This window comes from Streptomyces sp. NPDC057854, from assembly GCF_042797055.1.
Lineage (GTDB): Bacteria > Actinomycetota > Actinomycetes > Streptomycetales > Streptomycetaceae > Streptomyces.
In genome coordinates, this window is record NZ_JBHVMF010000019.1 from 79,643 (window position 1) to 94,320 (window position 14,678).

Consider the following 14,678-nt stretch of genomic DNA (forward strand, 5'->3'; position numbering starts at 1 on the left):
CATCAAAGCAGCCCGGGGCGGCGGACCGGCCGGCTCACTGCCCCATGACGTACTTGACGGTCGGTCCGGTGGTCCAGCCGCCGTCCACGGCCAGCTCGGCGCCGGTCACGTACGAGGCCGCGTCGGAGAGCAGGAAGACGACCGCGCCGGCGATCTCGCCGGCCTCGCCGACCCGGCCCATCGGCGTGTTCGGGTACATGCCCTCGCCGCGCTGGATGCCGACCGAGGCGGTCATCGGGGTGTAGGTCATGCCGGGGTGGACCGAGTTCACGCGGATCTTCGCGGTGCCGAGCTCCACCGCGCCGATCTTCGTCAGGCCCCGCACGCCCCACTTAGAGGCGCCGTAGCCGGCGGTGAGCGCGAGGCCCATCAGGCCGGCGGCGGAGGAGATGTTGACGATGGAGCCGCCGCCCGCCTCGCGCATGGCCGGGATCGCGGCCTTCATGCCGATGAAGACACCGGTGAGGTTGATGTCGAGGACCCTGCGGAAGTGCTCGACGCTCTCGGTCTCCAGGAGGGCGCCGGTGGAGATGCCCGCGTTGTTCACCAGGCCGTGCAGCCCGCCGAACTCGGCGACGGCGTACGCCACGGCCGCCGCCCACTGCTCCTCGGAGGTGACGTCGTGGTGGAGGAAGCGGGCGCGCTCGCCGAGGCTCGCGGCGGTGGCCCGGCCGTCCTCGTCGAGGACGTCGGTGACGACGACGTTCGCGCCGGCGGCGACGGCCTGGCGGGCGGCCTCGGCGCCCAGGCCGCGGGCGCCGCCGGTGATGAGGACGGTCTTGCCGGTGAGGTCGGTCATGTCGGGGTCCCTTCGGGGTGGTGCTGCGGGATCAGGCGCTCCGGGGCGGTGCGGCCCGGAGCAGCGCGGTGGTGGTCTCCACGAGGTCGGCGAGGAACAGCTCCTCGCCGGTCAGCGGCTCGGTCCCGTCGAGGTACTGCCGGGCCCGGTCGGCGAGCGCCGCGCCGACCACCGTGAGGGCGAGGTCGAGGCGCTCCAGGAGCAGCGGTTCGGGCAGTCCGTCGGCGGCGAGCCGGCCGGCGATCCGCTCGATCAGCGCCCAGTAGGCGGTGCCGGCCAGGGTGGGGTGCGGGGTGCGGGAGCGGACGCCGCTCTCGTGGCTGAGCTGGGCGGAGACCCGCAGGCAGCGGCGGCCCCGCTCGGTGCGCAGCTCGCTGGCCTCGGCGGTGACGAGGGCCGTGACCAGGCCGCGGACGTCGGCGCCGGGGTCGTACGCGAGGGAGACGAGCACCTGCTCGGTGCGGGCCTGCCGGCCGGCCATGACCGCGTCGAGGAGTCCGGCGCGGGAGCCGAAGTGGTACTGGACCGCGGAGGGGTTGGCCTGTCCGGCCAGCCTGGTGATGTCGCGGAGCTGGGCGCCGTCGACGCCCTGGGCGGCGAAGAGCTCCTCCGCCGCGCGGATCAGCTTCTCCCGGGTCCCGGATCCTGACGTCCTGGCCATGCAGTCATATTAATGCTCAGCATTAGAAAAAGGGAAGGGATCCTTCCGTGTCCGGGAGGTTGACTCGATACATCGGTGTATCGAAGATGCCGTCCATGTCCTACGACGCCGATGTGATCGTCATCGGGGCCGGCCTCGCCGGTCTCGTCGCCACCGCCGAACTGGTCGACGCCGGCCGGTCCGTGATCCTCCTGGACCAGGAGCCCGAACAGTCCCTCGGCGGCCAGGCCCACTGGTCCTTCGGCGGCCTGTTCCTCGTCGACTCGCCCGAACAGCGCCGGCTCCGGATCAAGGACAGCCACGCGCTCGCCCTCCAGGACTGGATGGGCACCGCCGGCTTCGACCGCCCCGAGGACGACTGGGCCCGCCGCTGGGCGGAGGCGTACGTCGACTTCGCCGCCGGCGAGAAGCGCTCCTGGCTCCACGCGCGCGGGATCCGCTTCTTCCCCGTCGTCGGCTGGGCGGAGCGCGGCGGCTACGACGCCACCGGCCACGGCAACTCCGTGCCCCGCTTCCACATCACCTGGGGTACGGGCCCCGGCCTCGTCGCCCCCTTCGAGCGCCGGGTCCGCGAGGGCGCCGCCCGGGGCCGCGTCACCTTCCGCTTCCGCCACCGCGTCACCGCCCTCGGCCGCACCGACGGCACCGTCGACACCGTCTCCGGCGAGATCCTGGAGCCCTCGGACGCCGAGCGCGGCACCGCCAGCAGCCGCACCGCGACAGGCTCCTTCGAGCTGCGCGCCCAGGCGGTGATCGTCACCACCGGCGGCATCGGCGGCAACCACGACCTGGTCCGCGCCCAGTGGCCCGCCCGCCTCGGCACCCCGCCCGCGAAGCTGCTCTCCGGCGTCCCCGCCCACGTCGACGGCCTGATGCTCGGCATCGCGGAGAAGGCCGGCGCCCGGCACGTCAACCGCGACCGGATGTGGCACTACACCGAGGGCATCGAGAACTGGAACCCGATCTGGGCCCGGCACGGCATCCGCATCCTGCCCGGCCCCTCGTCGCTCTGGCTCGACGCCACCGGCAAGCGCCTCCCGGTGCCGCTCTTCCCCGGCTTCGACACCCTCGGCACCCTCGAACACATCATGCGGACCGGCCACGACCACACCTGGTTCGTCCTCGACAAGCGGATCATCGGCAAGGAGTTCGCCCTCTCCGGCTCCGAGCAGAACCCCGACCTCACCGGCAAGTCCGTCCGCGACGTCCTGGTCCGCGCCCGCGCCGACGTCCCCGGCCCGGTCCAGGCGTTCATGGACAAGGGCGCCGACTTCGTCGTCGAGGACGACCTGTCCGCCCTCGTCCGCGGCATGAACCGGATCACCGGCCAGGACCTCGTCGACGAGGCCGCGCTGCGCCGCGAGATCACCGCCCGCGACCGCGAGGTCGCCAACCCCTTCACCAAGGACCTCCAGATCACCGCGATCCGCGGCGCCCGCGGTTACCTCGGCGACCGGCTGATCCGGACCGCGGCCCCGCACCGCATCCTCGACCCCAAGGCCGGGCCGCTCGTCGCCGTCCGCCTCAACATCCTCACCCGCAAGTCCCTCGGCGGCCTCCAGACCGACCTCTCCTCCCGGGTCCTCACCGAGACCGGCGAACCCCTCCCCGGCCTGTACGCCGCGGGCGAGGCGGCCGGCTTCGGGGGCGGCGGGATCCACGGCTACCGCTCCCTCGAAGGCACCTTCCTCGGCGGCTGCGTCTTCTCCGGCCGCGCGGCGGGCCGGGCGGCGGCAGCGGCGACGGCCTGACCCACGGCGAAGGCCCCGGACCTCCACAGGAGATCCGGGGCCTTCGCGTGGCGTCCGGCGCCGCTAGACCAGCAGCGACAGCAGCAGCACGAACAGCAGGCCCACCACCGAGATGATCGTCTCCATCACCGACCAGGTCTTGATCGTCTGGCCGACGTTCATGCCGAAGTACTCCTTCACCAGCCAGAAACCGGCGTCGTTGACGTGGCTGAAGAAGAGCGAGCCGGCGCCGATCGCCAGCACGAGGAGCGCCGTCTCACCGGTGGACATGCCCGCCGCCAGCGGAGCCACCAGACCGGCCGCCGAGATCGTCGCGACCGTGGCGGAACCCGTCGCGAGCCGGATCGCGACCGCGATCAGCCAGGCGAGGAGCAGGGCCGGGATCGACCAGTCCTTGGAGAAGTCCAGGATCATCTGGCCGACGCCGATGTCGATCAGCGTCTGCTTGAAGCCGCCGCCCGCGCCGACGATCAGCAGCACGCCCGCGATCGGGGCCAGCGACTTCTCGACCGTCGAGGAGAGCCGCTCCTTGGTGAAGCCGGCCGCCCGGCCCAGCGTGAACAGCGCCACTATGACGGCGGCGAGCAGGGCGATCAGCGGCGAGCCGATGACGTCGGTGACCTTCTGCACCCCGTTCTCGGGGTCGTCGACCACGATGTCGACGAGCGCCTTCACCAGCATCAGCACGACCGGCAGCAGCACCGTGGCGACCGTGACGCCGAAGCCGGGGCGCTTCTCCAGGTCCTCGGACGGGCGCGTCGGGATCATGTGCTCCGGCGCGGGGACGTCCACCCAGCGGGCCGCGTACTTCGAGAAGACCGGACCGGCGATGATCACCGTCGGGATCGCGACGACCAGACCCAGCGCGAGGGTGACGCCCAGGTTGGCGCCGACCGCGTCGATCGCGACCAGCGGGCCGGGGTGCGGCGGGATCAGCCCGTGCATCACCGACAGGCCGGCCAGCGCCGGGACGCCGATCCGCATCAGGGAGTAGTTGCCGCGCTTGGCGACCATCAGCACCACCGGGATCAGCAGCACGATGCCGACCTCGAAGAAGAGCGGCAGGCCGATCACCGAGGCGATGAGGACCATCGCCCACGGCATGGACCGCTTGCCGGCCTTCGCGAGGATCGTGTCGACGATCTGGTCGGCGCCGCCCGAGTCGGCGAGCAGCTTGCCGAGGATGGCGCCGAGCGCGATGAGCACGCCCACGCCGGCCACGGTGTTGCCGAGCCCGGTGCTGAACGACTTGATGGTGTCCGCGAGCGGGGCACCGGCGAACGCGCCGAGCGCGAGCGACCCGATGGTCAGCGCCAGGAACGCGTGCAGCTTGAACTTGGTGATGAGCAGGACGATGACGGCGATGCCGGCGAGAACGGCGATGCCCAGCTGGGCGTTGCCGGCCGAGGTGATCGGTTCGACGGCGTCCGCTGCCAGGGTCTCGACGCTGAGACTGGTCACGGTGGTGTCCTTCGTACGGGCAGGTGGGGGACGGGAGGTCAGCCGGCGAGACGCCGCAGCGCGGCGACGGCCCGGCCGGTGATCTCCTCGGGGGTGCCGGACACGTCGACGGCGACGCCGGCCTCGTCGTCCTGCAGCGGCTGCAGGGTGGCGAACTGGGAGTCGAGCAGCGCGGTGGGCATGAAGTGGCCCGTGCGGGAGGCCATCCGCCGCTCGATCAGCTCCCGGTCGCCGGTCAGATGAAGGAAGACGACCCCGGGCGCGGCCGCGCGCAGCCGGTCCCGGTAGATCCGCTTCAGCGCGGAGCTGCTCACCACCCCGCCGCGCCCGGCCCGGTCGTGGGCCCAGGCGCCGATGGCGTCGAGCCACGGCTCGCGGTCCGCGTCGTCCAGCGGGACGCCGGCCGACATCTTCGCCACGTTGGCCGCCGGGTGGAAGTCGTCGCCCTCCGCGTAGGGGAGGCCGAGTGCCTCGGCGACCAGCGGACCGATCGTCGTCTTGCCGGTCCCGGCGACGCCCATGACGACGACGACCGGGGGAGCGGCGGTGTGGGGGGTGGTGCTCATGAGGGGTGCCTCGCTGTCTTCTTCGACATCGGTGCTGTCTTCTCGACATCGATCCGTCGCGCTCATGAAACCTATTGAGTACGACGTATTCAAGAGGCTGTGACATAAAAGTCGTACTTTTCATTCCCGAGGTGATCACCCGACCGCGCCCGCATAGGGTGAGCACCATGACGACATCGGCCCAGGGGCTCCACGCGCACGTGCTCGCCACCCTGGGCCTCGCCATCACCGCGGGGGAGTACCCGCCCGGCACCGTGCTGCGCACCGACGAGCTCGCCCAGCGCTTCGACGTCTCCCGCACCGTCGTCCGCGAGGTCGTCCGCGTCCTGGAGTCGATGCACCTGGTGGAGTCCCGCCGCCGGGTCGGCGTCACGGTCCTGCCCACCGAGAGCTGGAACGTGTACGACCCCCAGGTCATCCGGTGGCGGCTGGCCGGCGCCGACCGTCCCCGCCAGCTCCGCTCCCTCACCGTGCTGCGCTCCGCCGTCGAGCCGGTCGCGGCCGGGCTCGCCGCCCTGCACGCCACCCCGGCCCAGTGCCGCGAGCTCACCGAGCAGGCCCTCGGCATGGTCGCGACCTCGCGCGGCCGACAGCTGGAGGCGTACCTCGTCCACGACATCGCCTTCCACCGGGTGGTCCTGAACGCCTCCGGCAACGAGATGTTCGCCCGCCTCGGCGACGTGGTCGCCGAGGTCCTCACCGGCCGCACCCACCACCACGTGATGTTCGAGGACCCCGACCCGGCCGCCGTCACCCTCCACGTCCAGGTCGCCGAGGCCGTCCGGGAGCGTGACGCCGCCCGCGCCGAGGCGCTGACCCGCGAGATCGCCGTCGGCGCGCTCCGCGAGCTGGACGTCCTGGCGCCGTGACGGCACCGTCCCGTCGTACGCCGTACAGCACTGCGTAACCTCTGAACTAGCTCAAATCCGGGCGTTCAGTGAGTTCGCTCACAGTCAGTGAGCGGGCCTTGCCGTGAGGATGTCGGCTGGCCGTGCGAGGGCGACCCCCACGAAGGAGCTCCCCGCCCGGCCGGGTACCGCACACCCGACCCCCTCACGAAGGCGAACAACTCCATGACTGACCGCGTCACCGCGGCCGAGCCGCTGTCCGCCGCCCCGGCGAACACGGCCGCCTCCCCCCACGTGGACGCCGGCGACGCCGGATACCGCAAGGACCTCAAGTCCCGGCACATCAACATGATCGCCATCGGCGGCGCCATCGGCACCGGGCTCTTCCTCGGCGCCGGCGGCCGGATGGCCAGCGCCGGCCCCTCGCTCTTCATCGCGTACGCGGTCTGCGGCGTCTTCGCCTTCTTCGTGGTCCGGGCCCTCGGCGAGCTCGTGCTCTACCGCCCGTCCTCCGGCGCCTTCGTCTCCTACGCCCGCGAGTTCATGGGCGAGAAGGGCGCCTACACGGCCGGCTGGCTCTACTTCCTCAACTGGTCGACCACCGCCGTCGCCGACATCACCGCCGCGGCCACCTACGCCCACTTCTGGTCGATGTTCAGCGACGTCCCCCAGTGGATCCTCGCCCTCATCGCCCTCGCGGTCGTCCTCGCCGCCAACCTCATCTCGGTGAAGTACTTCGGCGAGATGGAGTTCTGGTTCGCGATCATCAAGGTCGCCGCGCTCGTCGCCTTCATGCTCGTCGGCATCTACCTCGTCGTGACCTCCCACGACGTCGGCGGCTCCACCCCCGGCCTCGCCAACATCACCGACAACGGCGGCCTCTTCCCCAACGGCATGATGCCGATGCTCCTGCTCATCCAGGGCGTCGTCTTCGCCTACGCCTCCGTCGAGCTCTGCGGCGTCGCCGCCGGCGAGACCGAGAACCCCGAGAAGATCATGCCGAAGGCGATCAACTCGATCATGTGGCGCGTCGGCCTCTTCTACGTCGGCTCCGTCGTCCTGCTCGCGCTGATCCTCCCGTACACCGCCTACTCCGGCGACCAGAGCCCCTTCGTCACCGTCTTCGACAAGCTGGGCATCCCCGGCGCCGCCGGCGTGATGAACCTCGTGGTCCTCACCGCCGCCCTCTCCAGCCTCAACTCCGGCCTGTACTCCACCGGCCGCATCCTGCGCTCCATGTCGCTGGCCGGCTCCGCGCCCAAGTTCACCGGCGTCATGAACAAGGGCGGCGTGCCCTACGGCGGCATCCTGCTCACCGCCGGCTTCGGCGTCGCCGGCGTCTTCCTGAATTTCGTGATGCCCGAGGACGCCTTCGAGCTGGTGCTGAACTTCGCCTCCATCGGCATCATCGGCACCTGGGCCATGATCATGGTCTGCTCGCTGCTCTTCGTCCGCCGCGCCGAGCAGGGCAAGCTCACCCGCCCCGCCTACCGGCTGCCCTGGGCCCCGTACACCCAGATCGTGACGCTGGTCTTCCTCGCCTCCGTCATCGTCCTCATGTGGATGGACGGCGGCATCGGCCGCACCACCGTGAACTGCCTGCCGCTGATCGCCGCGGCGCTCGTCGGCGGCTGGTTCCTGGTCCGCCGCCGGGTCCGCGAGACCTCCGCGCGCCAGGACTGAGGCACCCCTCGACTCCCCCCACGGGAGCGGCGGACCCCCGCGGGCCAGGCCTGCGGGGGTCTCGCCTTTTATCAGGAGATAGTGGTACGCAGGAGGCTTACAAGATCCTCTCGGCCGAAGGGAAGCCAGCGATGCCACAGCACGTGCGGGGGGTCGTCTCCCCGGGACGGAACGAGCCGGTGCGGATCGAGACGGTCGTCGTCCCCGATCCGGGCCCCGGCGAGGCCGTCGTGAAGGTCCAGGCGTGCGGCGTCTGCCACACCGACCTCCACTACAAGCAGGGCGGGATCAACGACGACTTCCCGTTCCTCCTCGGCCACGAGGCCGCCGGCGTCGTGGAGTCGGTCGGCGAGGGCGTCACCGACGTCGCCCCCGGCGACTACGTGATCCTCAACTGGCGGGCCGTCTGCGGCCAGTGCCGCGCCTGCCGCCGGGGCCGCCCCTGGTACTGCTTCGACACCCACAACGCGAAGCAGCGGATGACCCTGCTCGACGGCACCGAGCTCACCCCGGCCCTCGGCATCGGCGCCTTCGCCGAGAAGACCCTCGTCGCCGCCGGCCAGTGCACCAAGGTCGACCCGGCCGTCGCCCCCGAGATCGCCGGACTGCTCGGCTGCGGCGTGATGGCCGGCATCGGCGCCGCGATCAACACCGGGAACGTCACCCGCGGCGACACCGTCGCCGTCATCGGCTGCGGAGGCGTCGGCGACGCCGCCGTCGTCGGCGCCCGCCTCGCCGGCGCCGCGAAGATCATCGCCGTCGACATCGACGAGCGGAAACTGGCCAAGGCGAAGGAGATGGGCGCCACCCACACCGTCGACTCCCGCGCCACCGACCCCGTCGAGGCCATCCGCGCCCTCACCGACGGCTTCGGCGCCGACGTCGTCATCGAGGCCGTCGGCCGCCCGGAGACGTACACCCAGGCGTTCTACGCCCGCGACCTCGCCGGCACCGTCGTCCTCGTCGGCGTCCCCACCCCCGAGATGAAGCTGGAGCTCCCGCTCCTCGACGTCTTCGGCCGCGGCGGCTCCCTCAAGTCCTCCTGGTACGGCGACTGCCTGCCGTCCCGCGACTTCCCGATGCTCATCGACCTGCACCGGCAGGGCCGCGTCGACCTCGGGGCCTTCGTCACCGAGACCATCGCCCTCGACGAGGTCGAGAAGGCGTTCGCCCGCATGCACGAGGGCGACGTCCTCCGCTCGGTGGTGGTGCTGTGATGACCGCCCGCGTCGACCACCTGGTCACCTCCGGCACCTTCAGCCTCGACGGCGGCACCTGGGACGTCGACAACAACGTCTGGATCGTCGGCGACGACACCGAGGCGATCGTCATCGACGCCGCCCACGACCCCGCGGCCATCCTCGCCGCCCTCGACGGCCGCACCCTGCGCGCCATCGTCTGCACCCACGCCCACGACGACCACGTCGGCGCCGCCCCGGCGCTCGCCGCCGCCACCGGCGCCCGCGTCCTGCTCCACCCCGCCGACCAGCCGCTGTGGAAGCTCACCCACCCCGACCACACCCCCGACGGCGACCTCGCCGACGGGCAGGTCCTCACCATCGCCGGCACCGACCTGAGGGTCCTCCACACCCCCGGTCACGCCCCCGGAGCGGTCTGCCTGTACGCCCGGGACCTGGGCACGGTCTTCACCGGGGACACCCTCTTCCAGGGCGGCCCCGGCGCCACCGGCCGGTCCTTCTCGGACTTCCCCACCATCGTCGGCTCGATCCGGGAGAAGCTCCTGACCCTCCCGCCGGAGACGGTCGTCCGCACCGGCCACGGCGACTCCACCACCATCGGCGCCGAGGCCCCGCACCTGGAGGAGTGGATCAGGCGGGGCCACTGAGCGAGAGGCGGCTGACGAACCGCCTCTCCTCGCCCGTGACCGGGTCGGTGAACTCCAGCGCCCGCGCCAGCAGCCGCAGCGGGCGCCGGTAGTCCTCCGGCCCGTCCTCACGCACCACCGGATACAGCGGATCGTCCAGGATCGGCAGCCCCAGCGCGTTCATGTGCACCCGCAGCTGATGCGTCTTCCCGGTCTCCGGCACCAGCCGGTACCGCCCGAGCCCGCCCCCGTGCGCCACCAGCTCGATCCGGCTCACCGCGTTCGGCTCGCCCGGCACCTCCCGGGCGGCCGGCACCCCCCGCTCCTTCTCGATCCGGCTCCGCACCGTCACCGGCAGCGCCACCCCCGGGTCGTACGCCGCCACCGCCTCGTACTCCTTGCGCACCCGCCGCTCCTTGAAGAGCAGCTGGTACGCCCCCCGGTCCTCCGGCCGCACCACGAACAGCACCAGCCCGGCCGTCAGCCGGTCCAGCCGGTGCGCCGGCTGGAGCGCCGGCAGTCCCAGCCCGGCCCGCAGCCGCGCCATCGCCGTCTCGGTCACGTGCCGCCCGCGCGGGGTGGTCGCCAGGAAGTGCGGTTTGTCCGCGACCACGATCCGCTCGTCCCGGTGGACCACCCCGATCTCGAACGGCACCCGCTCCTCGGGCACCAGGTCCCGGTGGAACCACAGCCACCGCCCCGGCTCGTACGGCTCCGAGGCCGCCGCCGCCCGCCCGTCGGCCCCCACGAACCGCCCCGCGTCCAGCATCGCGCCGATCCGCTCCGCGCCGACCGCCGCCCCGTACCGCCCGAGCAGATACGCCCTCACGGTCGGCCAGGCGCCCTCCGGGTCCTCGGGGAGCCGCACCCGCACCGGATCGATCCCGTCCCGCTGCGGCAGCGGCGCGGCCGGCACCCTCTTCCTCCGCACCGCTCAGTCACGTCCTCTGCGTCCGGGATACGCGAAAGTCCCGGCCGAGAGACTCGACCGGGACTTTCCTGCTGGTGTCCGAGGGGGGACTTGAACCCCCACGCCCGATAAAGGGCACTAGCACCTCAAGCTAGCGCGTCTGCCATTCCGCCACCCGGACAGGGTGTGTGTCTCGCGGCGCTGGGCCGTTCCGACGAGGAAAACCATAGCAAACATTCGGGGTGGCCGATCACCACCCCCGCACCCGCCCCGGGGGCCCCGCCCGCCCCGTCCGGCACGCCGTCTCGGCATGTGTCGGCGGTGTGTCGGCCGGTGGACGCCCTTGCGCCGCCGGGGCGGGGGCGCGGGAGGATGGGGGCGACCACCAGCAGGCAGTGGGGCACGTCGTGGGAGGAAGCAGCGTGAGCGAGTCGAACACCGGCCGGACCGTCTCGGGTGAGGACGAGGTCGTCGACCTCTGCCGGGACCTCATCCGCATCGACACCAGCAACTACGGCGACCACTCAGGCCCCGGCGAACGGGCCGCCGCGGAGTACGTCGCCGAGAAGCTCGCCGAGGTCGGCCTGGAGCCGAAGATCATCGAGTCGCACCGGGGGCGTGCCTCCACCGTCGCCCGCATCGAGGGCGAGGACCCGTCCCGGCCCGCGCTGCTCATCCACGGCCACACCGACGTCGTCCCGGCCAACGCCGAGGACTGGACCCACCACCCCTTCTCCGGCGAGGTCGCGGACGGCTGCGTCTGGGGCCGCGGCGCCGTCGACATGAAGGACATGGACGCGATGACCCTCGCGGTCGTCCGCGACCGGCTGCGCAGCGGCCGCAAGCCCCCGCGCGACGTCGTCCTCGCCTTCCTCGCCGACGAGGAGGCCGGCGGCACGTACGGCGCCCGGCACCTGGTCGACCACCACCGCGACCTCTTCGACGGCGTCACCGAGGCGATCGGCGAGGTCGGCGGCTTCTCGTTCACGGTCAACGAGAACCTGCGGCTCTATCTGGTGGAGACCGCCCAGAAGGGCATGCACTGGATGCGGCTCACCGTCGAGGGCACGGCGGGCCACGGCTCCATGACCAACTCCGACAACGCCATCACCGAGCTGTGCGAGGCCGTCGGCCGGCTCGGCCGCCACCAGTGGCCGGTCCGCGTCACCAAGACCGTCCGCAGCTTCCTCGACGAGCTGTCCGACGCGCTCGGCACCCCGCTCGACCCCGAGGACATGGACGCCACCCTGGCCAAGCTCGGCGGCATCGCCAAGATGGTCGGCGCCACCCTGCGCAACTCCGCCGCCCCCACCATGCTCGGCGCCGGCTACAAGGTGAACGTCATCCCCGGCCAGGCCACCGCCCACGTCGACGGGCGCTTCCTGCCCGGCTACGAGGAGGAGTTCCTGGCCGACCTCGACCGCATCCTCGGCCCCCGGGTCAAGCGCGAGGACGTGCACGGCGACAAGGCCCTGGAGACCAGCTTCGACGGCGCCCTCGTCGACGCCATGCAGCTCGCCCTGCGCGCCGAGGACCCGATCGCCCGCGCCGTCCCGTACATGCTCTCCGGCGGCACCGACGCCAAGTCCTTCGACGACCTCGGCATCCGCTGCTTCGGCTTCGCCCCGCTCCAGCTGCCGCCGGAGCTGGACTTCGCCGGCATGTTCCACGGCGTGGACGAGCGGGTGCCCGTCGACGGCCTGAAGTTCGGCGTGCGCGTCCTGGACCGCTTCCTCGACGCCTGCTGACCGGCCGCCGGCCTCCCGAATTCGGCCGTCTGTTTGGGTTTGCCCGGAAAGAGTGAATGCACCCGGGGGCTCGTAGCCCCCAACCTTCCCCCTCGTTACAGGTGATGCGGTCCGCGGCTGGGGCCGCATTGTCAACTAGGAGGAATAATGATCAAGAAGGTCGTCGCTGCTGCGGCTGCCACCGGCGGTCTGGTTCTCGCGGGCGCGGGCATGGCCGTCGCCGACGCGGGTGCCCAGGGTGCGGCCATCGGCTCCCCCGGTGTCCTCTCGGGCAACGTCGTGCAGGTCCCGGTTCACGTTCCGGTGAACGTCTGCGGCAACACGGTCTCCGTGATCGGTCTGCTGAACCCCGCCTTCGGCAACACCTGCGTCAACGCCTGACGTTGTGCCCCGCCCCTTGAGGGCGTGAGCCGTCCGGCCCCGGAGTGCGTGCCATGCACTCCGGGGCCGGTGGCCATTCCGCCCCGGGCACGGGCCCGGTGGCCCCCACTCCACGCCGATCAGGCGACATCGCCGAGAAGGCAGGTAAGCAACCATGCGACAGGTCACGCGCAAGAGCATCATCACCGTCGCCGCGGCGGGCGGCGTCCTCGCGCTCGGCGGCGGCATCGCGCAGGCGGACTCCGGTGCGAACGGCACCGCCGCGAACTCCCCGGGCGTCGCGTCCGGGAACACCGTGCAGGTCCCGGTCCACGTCCCGGTCAACGCCTGCGGCAACACCGTGAACGTCGTCGGGATCCTCAACCCGGCGATGGGCAACTCCTGCGCGAACATCCCCGCGCAGGCGAGCCCCGGCACCCCGGGCTCCGGCGCGTCCGGCGAGGCACGGGCGACCGACTCCCCGGGCGTGGCCTCCGGCAACACCGTGGTGGTGCCGGTCGACGTGCCGGTGAACGTGTGCGGCAACAGCGTCACCGGCATCGGCCTCGGCAACCCCGCCGCGGGCAACGACTGCGCCACCACCGGAACCCCCGACACCGGCTACGGCGAGGAGGAGCCGGGCGGGTACGGCGAGGAGCCGGGCGGCTACGGGGAGGAGCCGGAGACCCCCGGCACCCCGGGCACGCCCGGTACCCCCGGCACCCCGGGGACCCCGGGTACGCCCGGCACCCCGGGTACGCCCGGGACGCCCGGCACTCCTGGTACCCCCGGCACTCCCGGTACGCCGGGGACTCCCGGGACTCCTGGCACCCCCGGCACTCCCGGGGTGCCGCCGAGCTCGGACGGCGGGTCGAACCACCCCGGGCCGCAGCTCACGCCGCCGCCGGCCCCGCAGGACGAGCTCGCCGAGACCGGGTCCTCCGCGCCGCTCGGCGTGATCGTCCCGGCCGCCGCCGGCATGCTGCTGGCCGGCTCGCTGGTCTACCGCCGCTCCCGCCGCGGCGCCTGAGCCGCACCGGCCGGAACGCGAAGGGGCCCCGCGTCACGCGGGGCCCCTTCCGCGTCCCTCACCAGGTCGCGCGGAGCTGACGGATGATCCGCCGCTTCAGCCGCACTCTGCGGCTGCCGTCCCGGCGCAGGGTGAGTCGGTCCAACTCCCAGTGCCCGTACTCCGCGTGGTCGGTCAGAAGCCGCGCGGTCTCCTTCCGGGAGACACCGCGCGGCACGTACACGTCGACAAATTCGTATTCCGGCATCGGTATCTATTGTGCGGGCACCGGCCCGGTACGGATAGCGTCTGTCCCATGTCTGATGCTGCGCAGCCCACCGCTGCCGAGGTACGTGCCGCCGCAGAGGCGGTCAAGACCGCACTGGACCGCCACCTCGCGGCGGTCGAACGCCGCACGGGGGACGACGACACGGGCGTGTACGAGGCGTTCAACGCCCTCGCCGCGGCCGCCGAGACCTATGACGAACTCCTCTACGACCGCTACGACGAGGTGACCCCCTTCGAGATCCCCGGGGCCGACGACAAGCTCCCCCCGTACGCCGGACCTGACGAACCGCACGCCGTCAGCGTGCTGATCCGCCGCGACTACGCCGTCGCCGAGCCGCCCCGGCTCGTGGCCCAGGCCCGGCGCGTCGCCGACCTCGACCCCGACGAGGACGGACCCCGCTCCACCGCCGCCGCGCTCGGCATCCTCTTCGGGGAGTACGAGCCCGACGAGATCGCCTCCCGGCACCGGGAGTTCGGCCTGGAGGAGGGCGACTCCACGCTCTGGGTCACCGCCGAAGGCGACCTCCCGGAACCGGGGGAGTGGCTGGCCGCCCCCTTCGACCAGGCCGACCCGGAGCGGATCGTGTGCCGCTTCGACATCAGCTCCGTCTTCGACGACGAGGACGACGAGGAGGACCGCGACGACGGGGCCGTCGCGGCGCGGGAGGCCGGCGGCGCCGGCCGCTGACCCGCCGGGGAGGACACCGGAGGGCCGGAACATCCACGCGTGATGTTCCGGCCCTCCGGCGTCCCGTGCTTCCGGCTGCCG

At 72.3% G+C, this 14,678-nt stretch carries 15 protein-coding genes and 1 tRNA gene; 9 read left to right on the plus strand and 7 right to left on the minus strand.

Annotation, left to right across the window (positions count from 1 at the left end):
* Positions 1 to 34: 34 nt before the first annotated feature.
* Positions 35 to 799: a glucose 1-dehydrogenase gene (locus ACFVQZ_RS25625; protein WP_383626400.1), complete on the minus strand. Its 765-nt coding sequence runs from the start codon at positions 797 to 799 to the stop codon at positions 35 to 37.
* Between the two features lie 31 nt (positions 800 to 830).
* Positions 831 to 1,460 carry a TetR/AcrR family transcriptional regulator gene (locus ACFVQZ_RS25630; protein WP_383626403.1) on the minus strand — a complete coding sequence of 210 codons (630 nt, stop codon included), beginning with the start codon at positions 1,458 to 1,460 and terminating at the stop codon, positions 831 to 833.
* Positions 1,461 to 1,555: 95 nt separating this feature from the next.
* On the opposite strand from ACFVQZ_RS25630, the gene ACFVQZ_RS25635 reads away from it, so the two are divergent.
* Positions 1,556 to 3,211: an FAD-binding dehydrogenase gene (locus ACFVQZ_RS25635; RefSeq protein ID WP_030494435.1), complete on the plus strand. Its 1,656-nt coding sequence runs from the start codon at positions 1,556 to 1,558 to the stop codon at positions 3,209 to 3,211.
* 63 nt (positions 3,212 to 3,274) lie between these two features.
* Here ACFVQZ_RS25635 and ACFVQZ_RS25640 read toward each other — a convergent pair whose 3' ends face one another.
* Together ACFVQZ_RS25640 and ACFVQZ_RS25645 are read right to left on the minus strand one after the other, a co-directional pair.
* A complete protein-coding gene (locus tag ACFVQZ_RS25640) occupies positions 3,275 to 4,672 on the minus strand; it encodes a GntP family permease (protein ID WP_383626406.1) in 1,398 nt (465 codons plus the stop codon).
* 38 nt (positions 4,673 to 4,710) lie between these two features.
* Complete coding sequence (locus tag ACFVQZ_RS25645; RefSeq protein ID WP_030494433.1) at positions 4,711 to 5,238, minus strand: gluconokinase; 528 nt, start codon at positions 5,236 to 5,238, stop codon at positions 4,711 to 4,713.
* A 167-nt stretch (positions 5,239 to 5,405) separates the two neighbouring features.
* Here ACFVQZ_RS25645 and ACFVQZ_RS25650 point away from each other — a divergent pair, with 167 nt between their 5' ends.
* The 4 genes from ACFVQZ_RS25650 (at position 5,406) to ACFVQZ_RS25665 (ending at position 9,615) form a co-directional block, all read left to right on the plus strand.
* Positions 5,406 to 6,107, plus strand: coding sequence for a FadR/GntR family transcriptional regulator (locus tag ACFVQZ_RS25650; protein WP_030494432.1), 702 nt, complete (start codon positions 5,406 to 5,408; stop codon positions 6,105 to 6,107).
* A gap of 204 nt (positions 6,108 to 6,311) precedes the next feature.
* Positions 6,312 to 7,769, plus strand: a complete 1,458-nt coding sequence (locus ACFVQZ_RS25655; RefSeq protein WP_383626411.1) for an amino acid permease — start codon at positions 6,312 to 6,314, stop codon at positions 7,767 to 7,769.
* A gap of 131 nt (positions 7,770 to 7,900) precedes the next feature.
* Positions 7,901 to 8,986 carry an S-(hydroxymethyl)mycothiol dehydrogenase gene (locus ACFVQZ_RS25660; RefSeq protein ID WP_383626414.1) on the plus strand — a complete coding sequence of 362 codons (1,086 nt, stop codon included), beginning with the start codon at positions 7,901 to 7,903 and terminating at the stop codon, positions 8,984 to 8,986.
* Positions 8,986 to 9,615, plus strand: a complete 630-nt coding sequence (locus ACFVQZ_RS25665) for an MBL fold metallo-hydrolase (RefSeq protein WP_030494429.1) — start codon at positions 8,986 to 8,988, stop codon at positions 9,613 to 9,615. The genes ACFVQZ_RS25660 and ACFVQZ_RS25665 overlap by 1 nt, the downstream gene beginning before the upstream one ends.
* Here ACFVQZ_RS25665 and ACFVQZ_RS25670 read toward each other — a convergent pair.
* A complete protein-coding gene (locus tag ACFVQZ_RS25670; RefSeq protein WP_383626417.1) occupies positions 9,599 to 10,525 on the minus strand; it encodes an RluA family pseudouridine synthase in 927 nt (308 codons plus the stop codon). The two genes, ACFVQZ_RS25665 and ACFVQZ_RS25670, sit on opposite strands and share 17 nt — an antisense overlap.
* A 72-nt stretch (positions 10,526 to 10,597) precedes the next feature.
* Positions 10,598 to 10,685: transfer RNA gene (locus ACFVQZ_RS25675), tRNA-Leu, on the minus strand.
* A 241-nt stretch (positions 10,686 to 10,926) separates the two neighbouring features.
* Between ACFVQZ_RS25675 and ACFVQZ_RS25680 the strand changes: the two genes are divergently transcribed.
* From ACFVQZ_RS25680 to ACFVQZ_RS25690, 3 genes are all read left to right on the plus strand, one after another.
* Entirely contained in the window at positions 10,927 to 12,252 is a 1,326-nt protein-coding gene (locus tag ACFVQZ_RS25680; protein ID WP_030494427.1) for a M20/M25/M40 family metallo-hydrolase, read from the plus strand.
* A 147-nt stretch (positions 12,253 to 12,399) separates the two neighbouring features.
* Positions 12,400 to 12,633, plus strand: coding sequence for a chaplin ChpH (chpH, locus tag ACFVQZ_RS25685; RefSeq protein ID WP_015032475.1), 234 nt, complete (start codon positions 12,400 to 12,402; stop codon positions 12,631 to 12,633).
* 154 nt (positions 12,634 to 12,787) lie between these two features.
* The gene (locus ACFVQZ_RS25690; protein WP_383626420.1) at positions 12,788 to 13,642 is read left to right on the plus strand and encodes a chaplin; all 855 of its coding nucleotides are present in this window, start codon (positions 12,788 to 12,790) and stop codon (positions 13,640 to 13,642) included.
* A gap of 58 nt (positions 13,643 to 13,700) precedes the next feature.
* On the opposite strand, the gene ACFVQZ_RS25695 is transcribed toward ACFVQZ_RS25690, so the two are convergent.
* Positions 13,701 to 13,889 carry a DUF5703 family protein gene (locus ACFVQZ_RS25695; protein WP_030494425.1) on the minus strand — a complete coding sequence of 63 codons (189 nt, stop codon included), beginning with the start codon at positions 13,887 to 13,889 and terminating at the stop codon, positions 13,701 to 13,703.
* A gap of 48 nt (positions 13,890 to 13,937) precedes the next feature.
* Between ACFVQZ_RS25695 and ACFVQZ_RS25700 the strand changes: the two genes are divergently transcribed.
* A complete protein-coding gene (locus ACFVQZ_RS25700) occupies positions 13,938 to 14,597 on the plus strand; it encodes a hypothetical protein (protein ID WP_030494424.1) in 660 nt (219 codons plus the stop codon).
* The last annotated feature ends 81 nt before the right edge of the window (positions 14,598 to 14,678 follow it).

Bases quoted from the DNA above. Each gene is read 5' to 3' on its own strand.
- ACFVQZ_RS25695 (WP_030494425.1), bottom strand. From the start codon at position 13,889: ATGCCGGAATACGAATTTGTCGACGTGTACGTGCCGCGCGGTGTCTCC.
- ACFVQZ_RS25665 (WP_030494429.1), top strand. From the start codon at position 8,986: ATGACCGCCCGCGTCGACCACCTGGTCACCTCCGGCACCTTCAGCCTC.
- ACFVQZ_RS25690 (WP_383626420.1), top strand. From the start codon at position 12,788: ATGCGACAGGTCACGCGCAAGAGCATCATCACCGTCGCCGCGGCGGGC.
- ACFVQZ_RS25660 (WP_383626414.1), top strand. From the start codon at position 7,901: ATGCCACAGCACGTGCGGGGGGTCGTCTCCCCGGGACGGAACGAGCCG.
- ACFVQZ_RS25630 (WP_383626403.1), bottom strand. From the start codon at position 1,460: ATGGCCAGGACGTCAGGATCCGGGACCCGGGAGAAGCTGATCCGCGCG.
- ACFVQZ_RS25635 (WP_030494435.1), top strand. From the start codon at position 1,556: ATGTCCTACGACGCCGATGTGATCGTCATCGGGGCCGGCCTCGCCGGT.
- ACFVQZ_RS25625 (WP_383626400.1), bottom strand. From the start codon at position 799: ATGACCGACCTCACCGGCAAGACCGTCCTCATCACCGGCGGCGCCCGC.
- chpH (WP_015032475.1), top strand. From the start codon at position 12,400: ATGATCAAGAAGGTCGTCGCTGCTGCGGCTGCCACCGGCGGTCTGGTT.
- ACFVQZ_RS25655 (WP_383626411.1), top strand. From the start codon at position 6,312: ATGACTGACCGCGTCACCGCGGCCGAGCCGCTGTCCGCCGCCCCGGCG.
- ACFVQZ_RS25645 (WP_030494433.1), bottom strand. From the start codon at position 5,238: ATGAGCACCACCCCCCACACCGCCGCTCCCCCGGTCGTCGTCGTCATG.
- ACFVQZ_RS25700 (WP_030494424.1), top strand. From the start codon at position 13,938: ATGTCTGATGCTGCGCAGCCCACCGCTGCCGAGGTACGTGCCGCCGCA.
- ACFVQZ_RS25650 (WP_030494432.1), top strand. From the start codon at position 5,406: ATGACGACATCGGCCCAGGGGCTCCACGCGCACGTGCTCGCCACCCTG.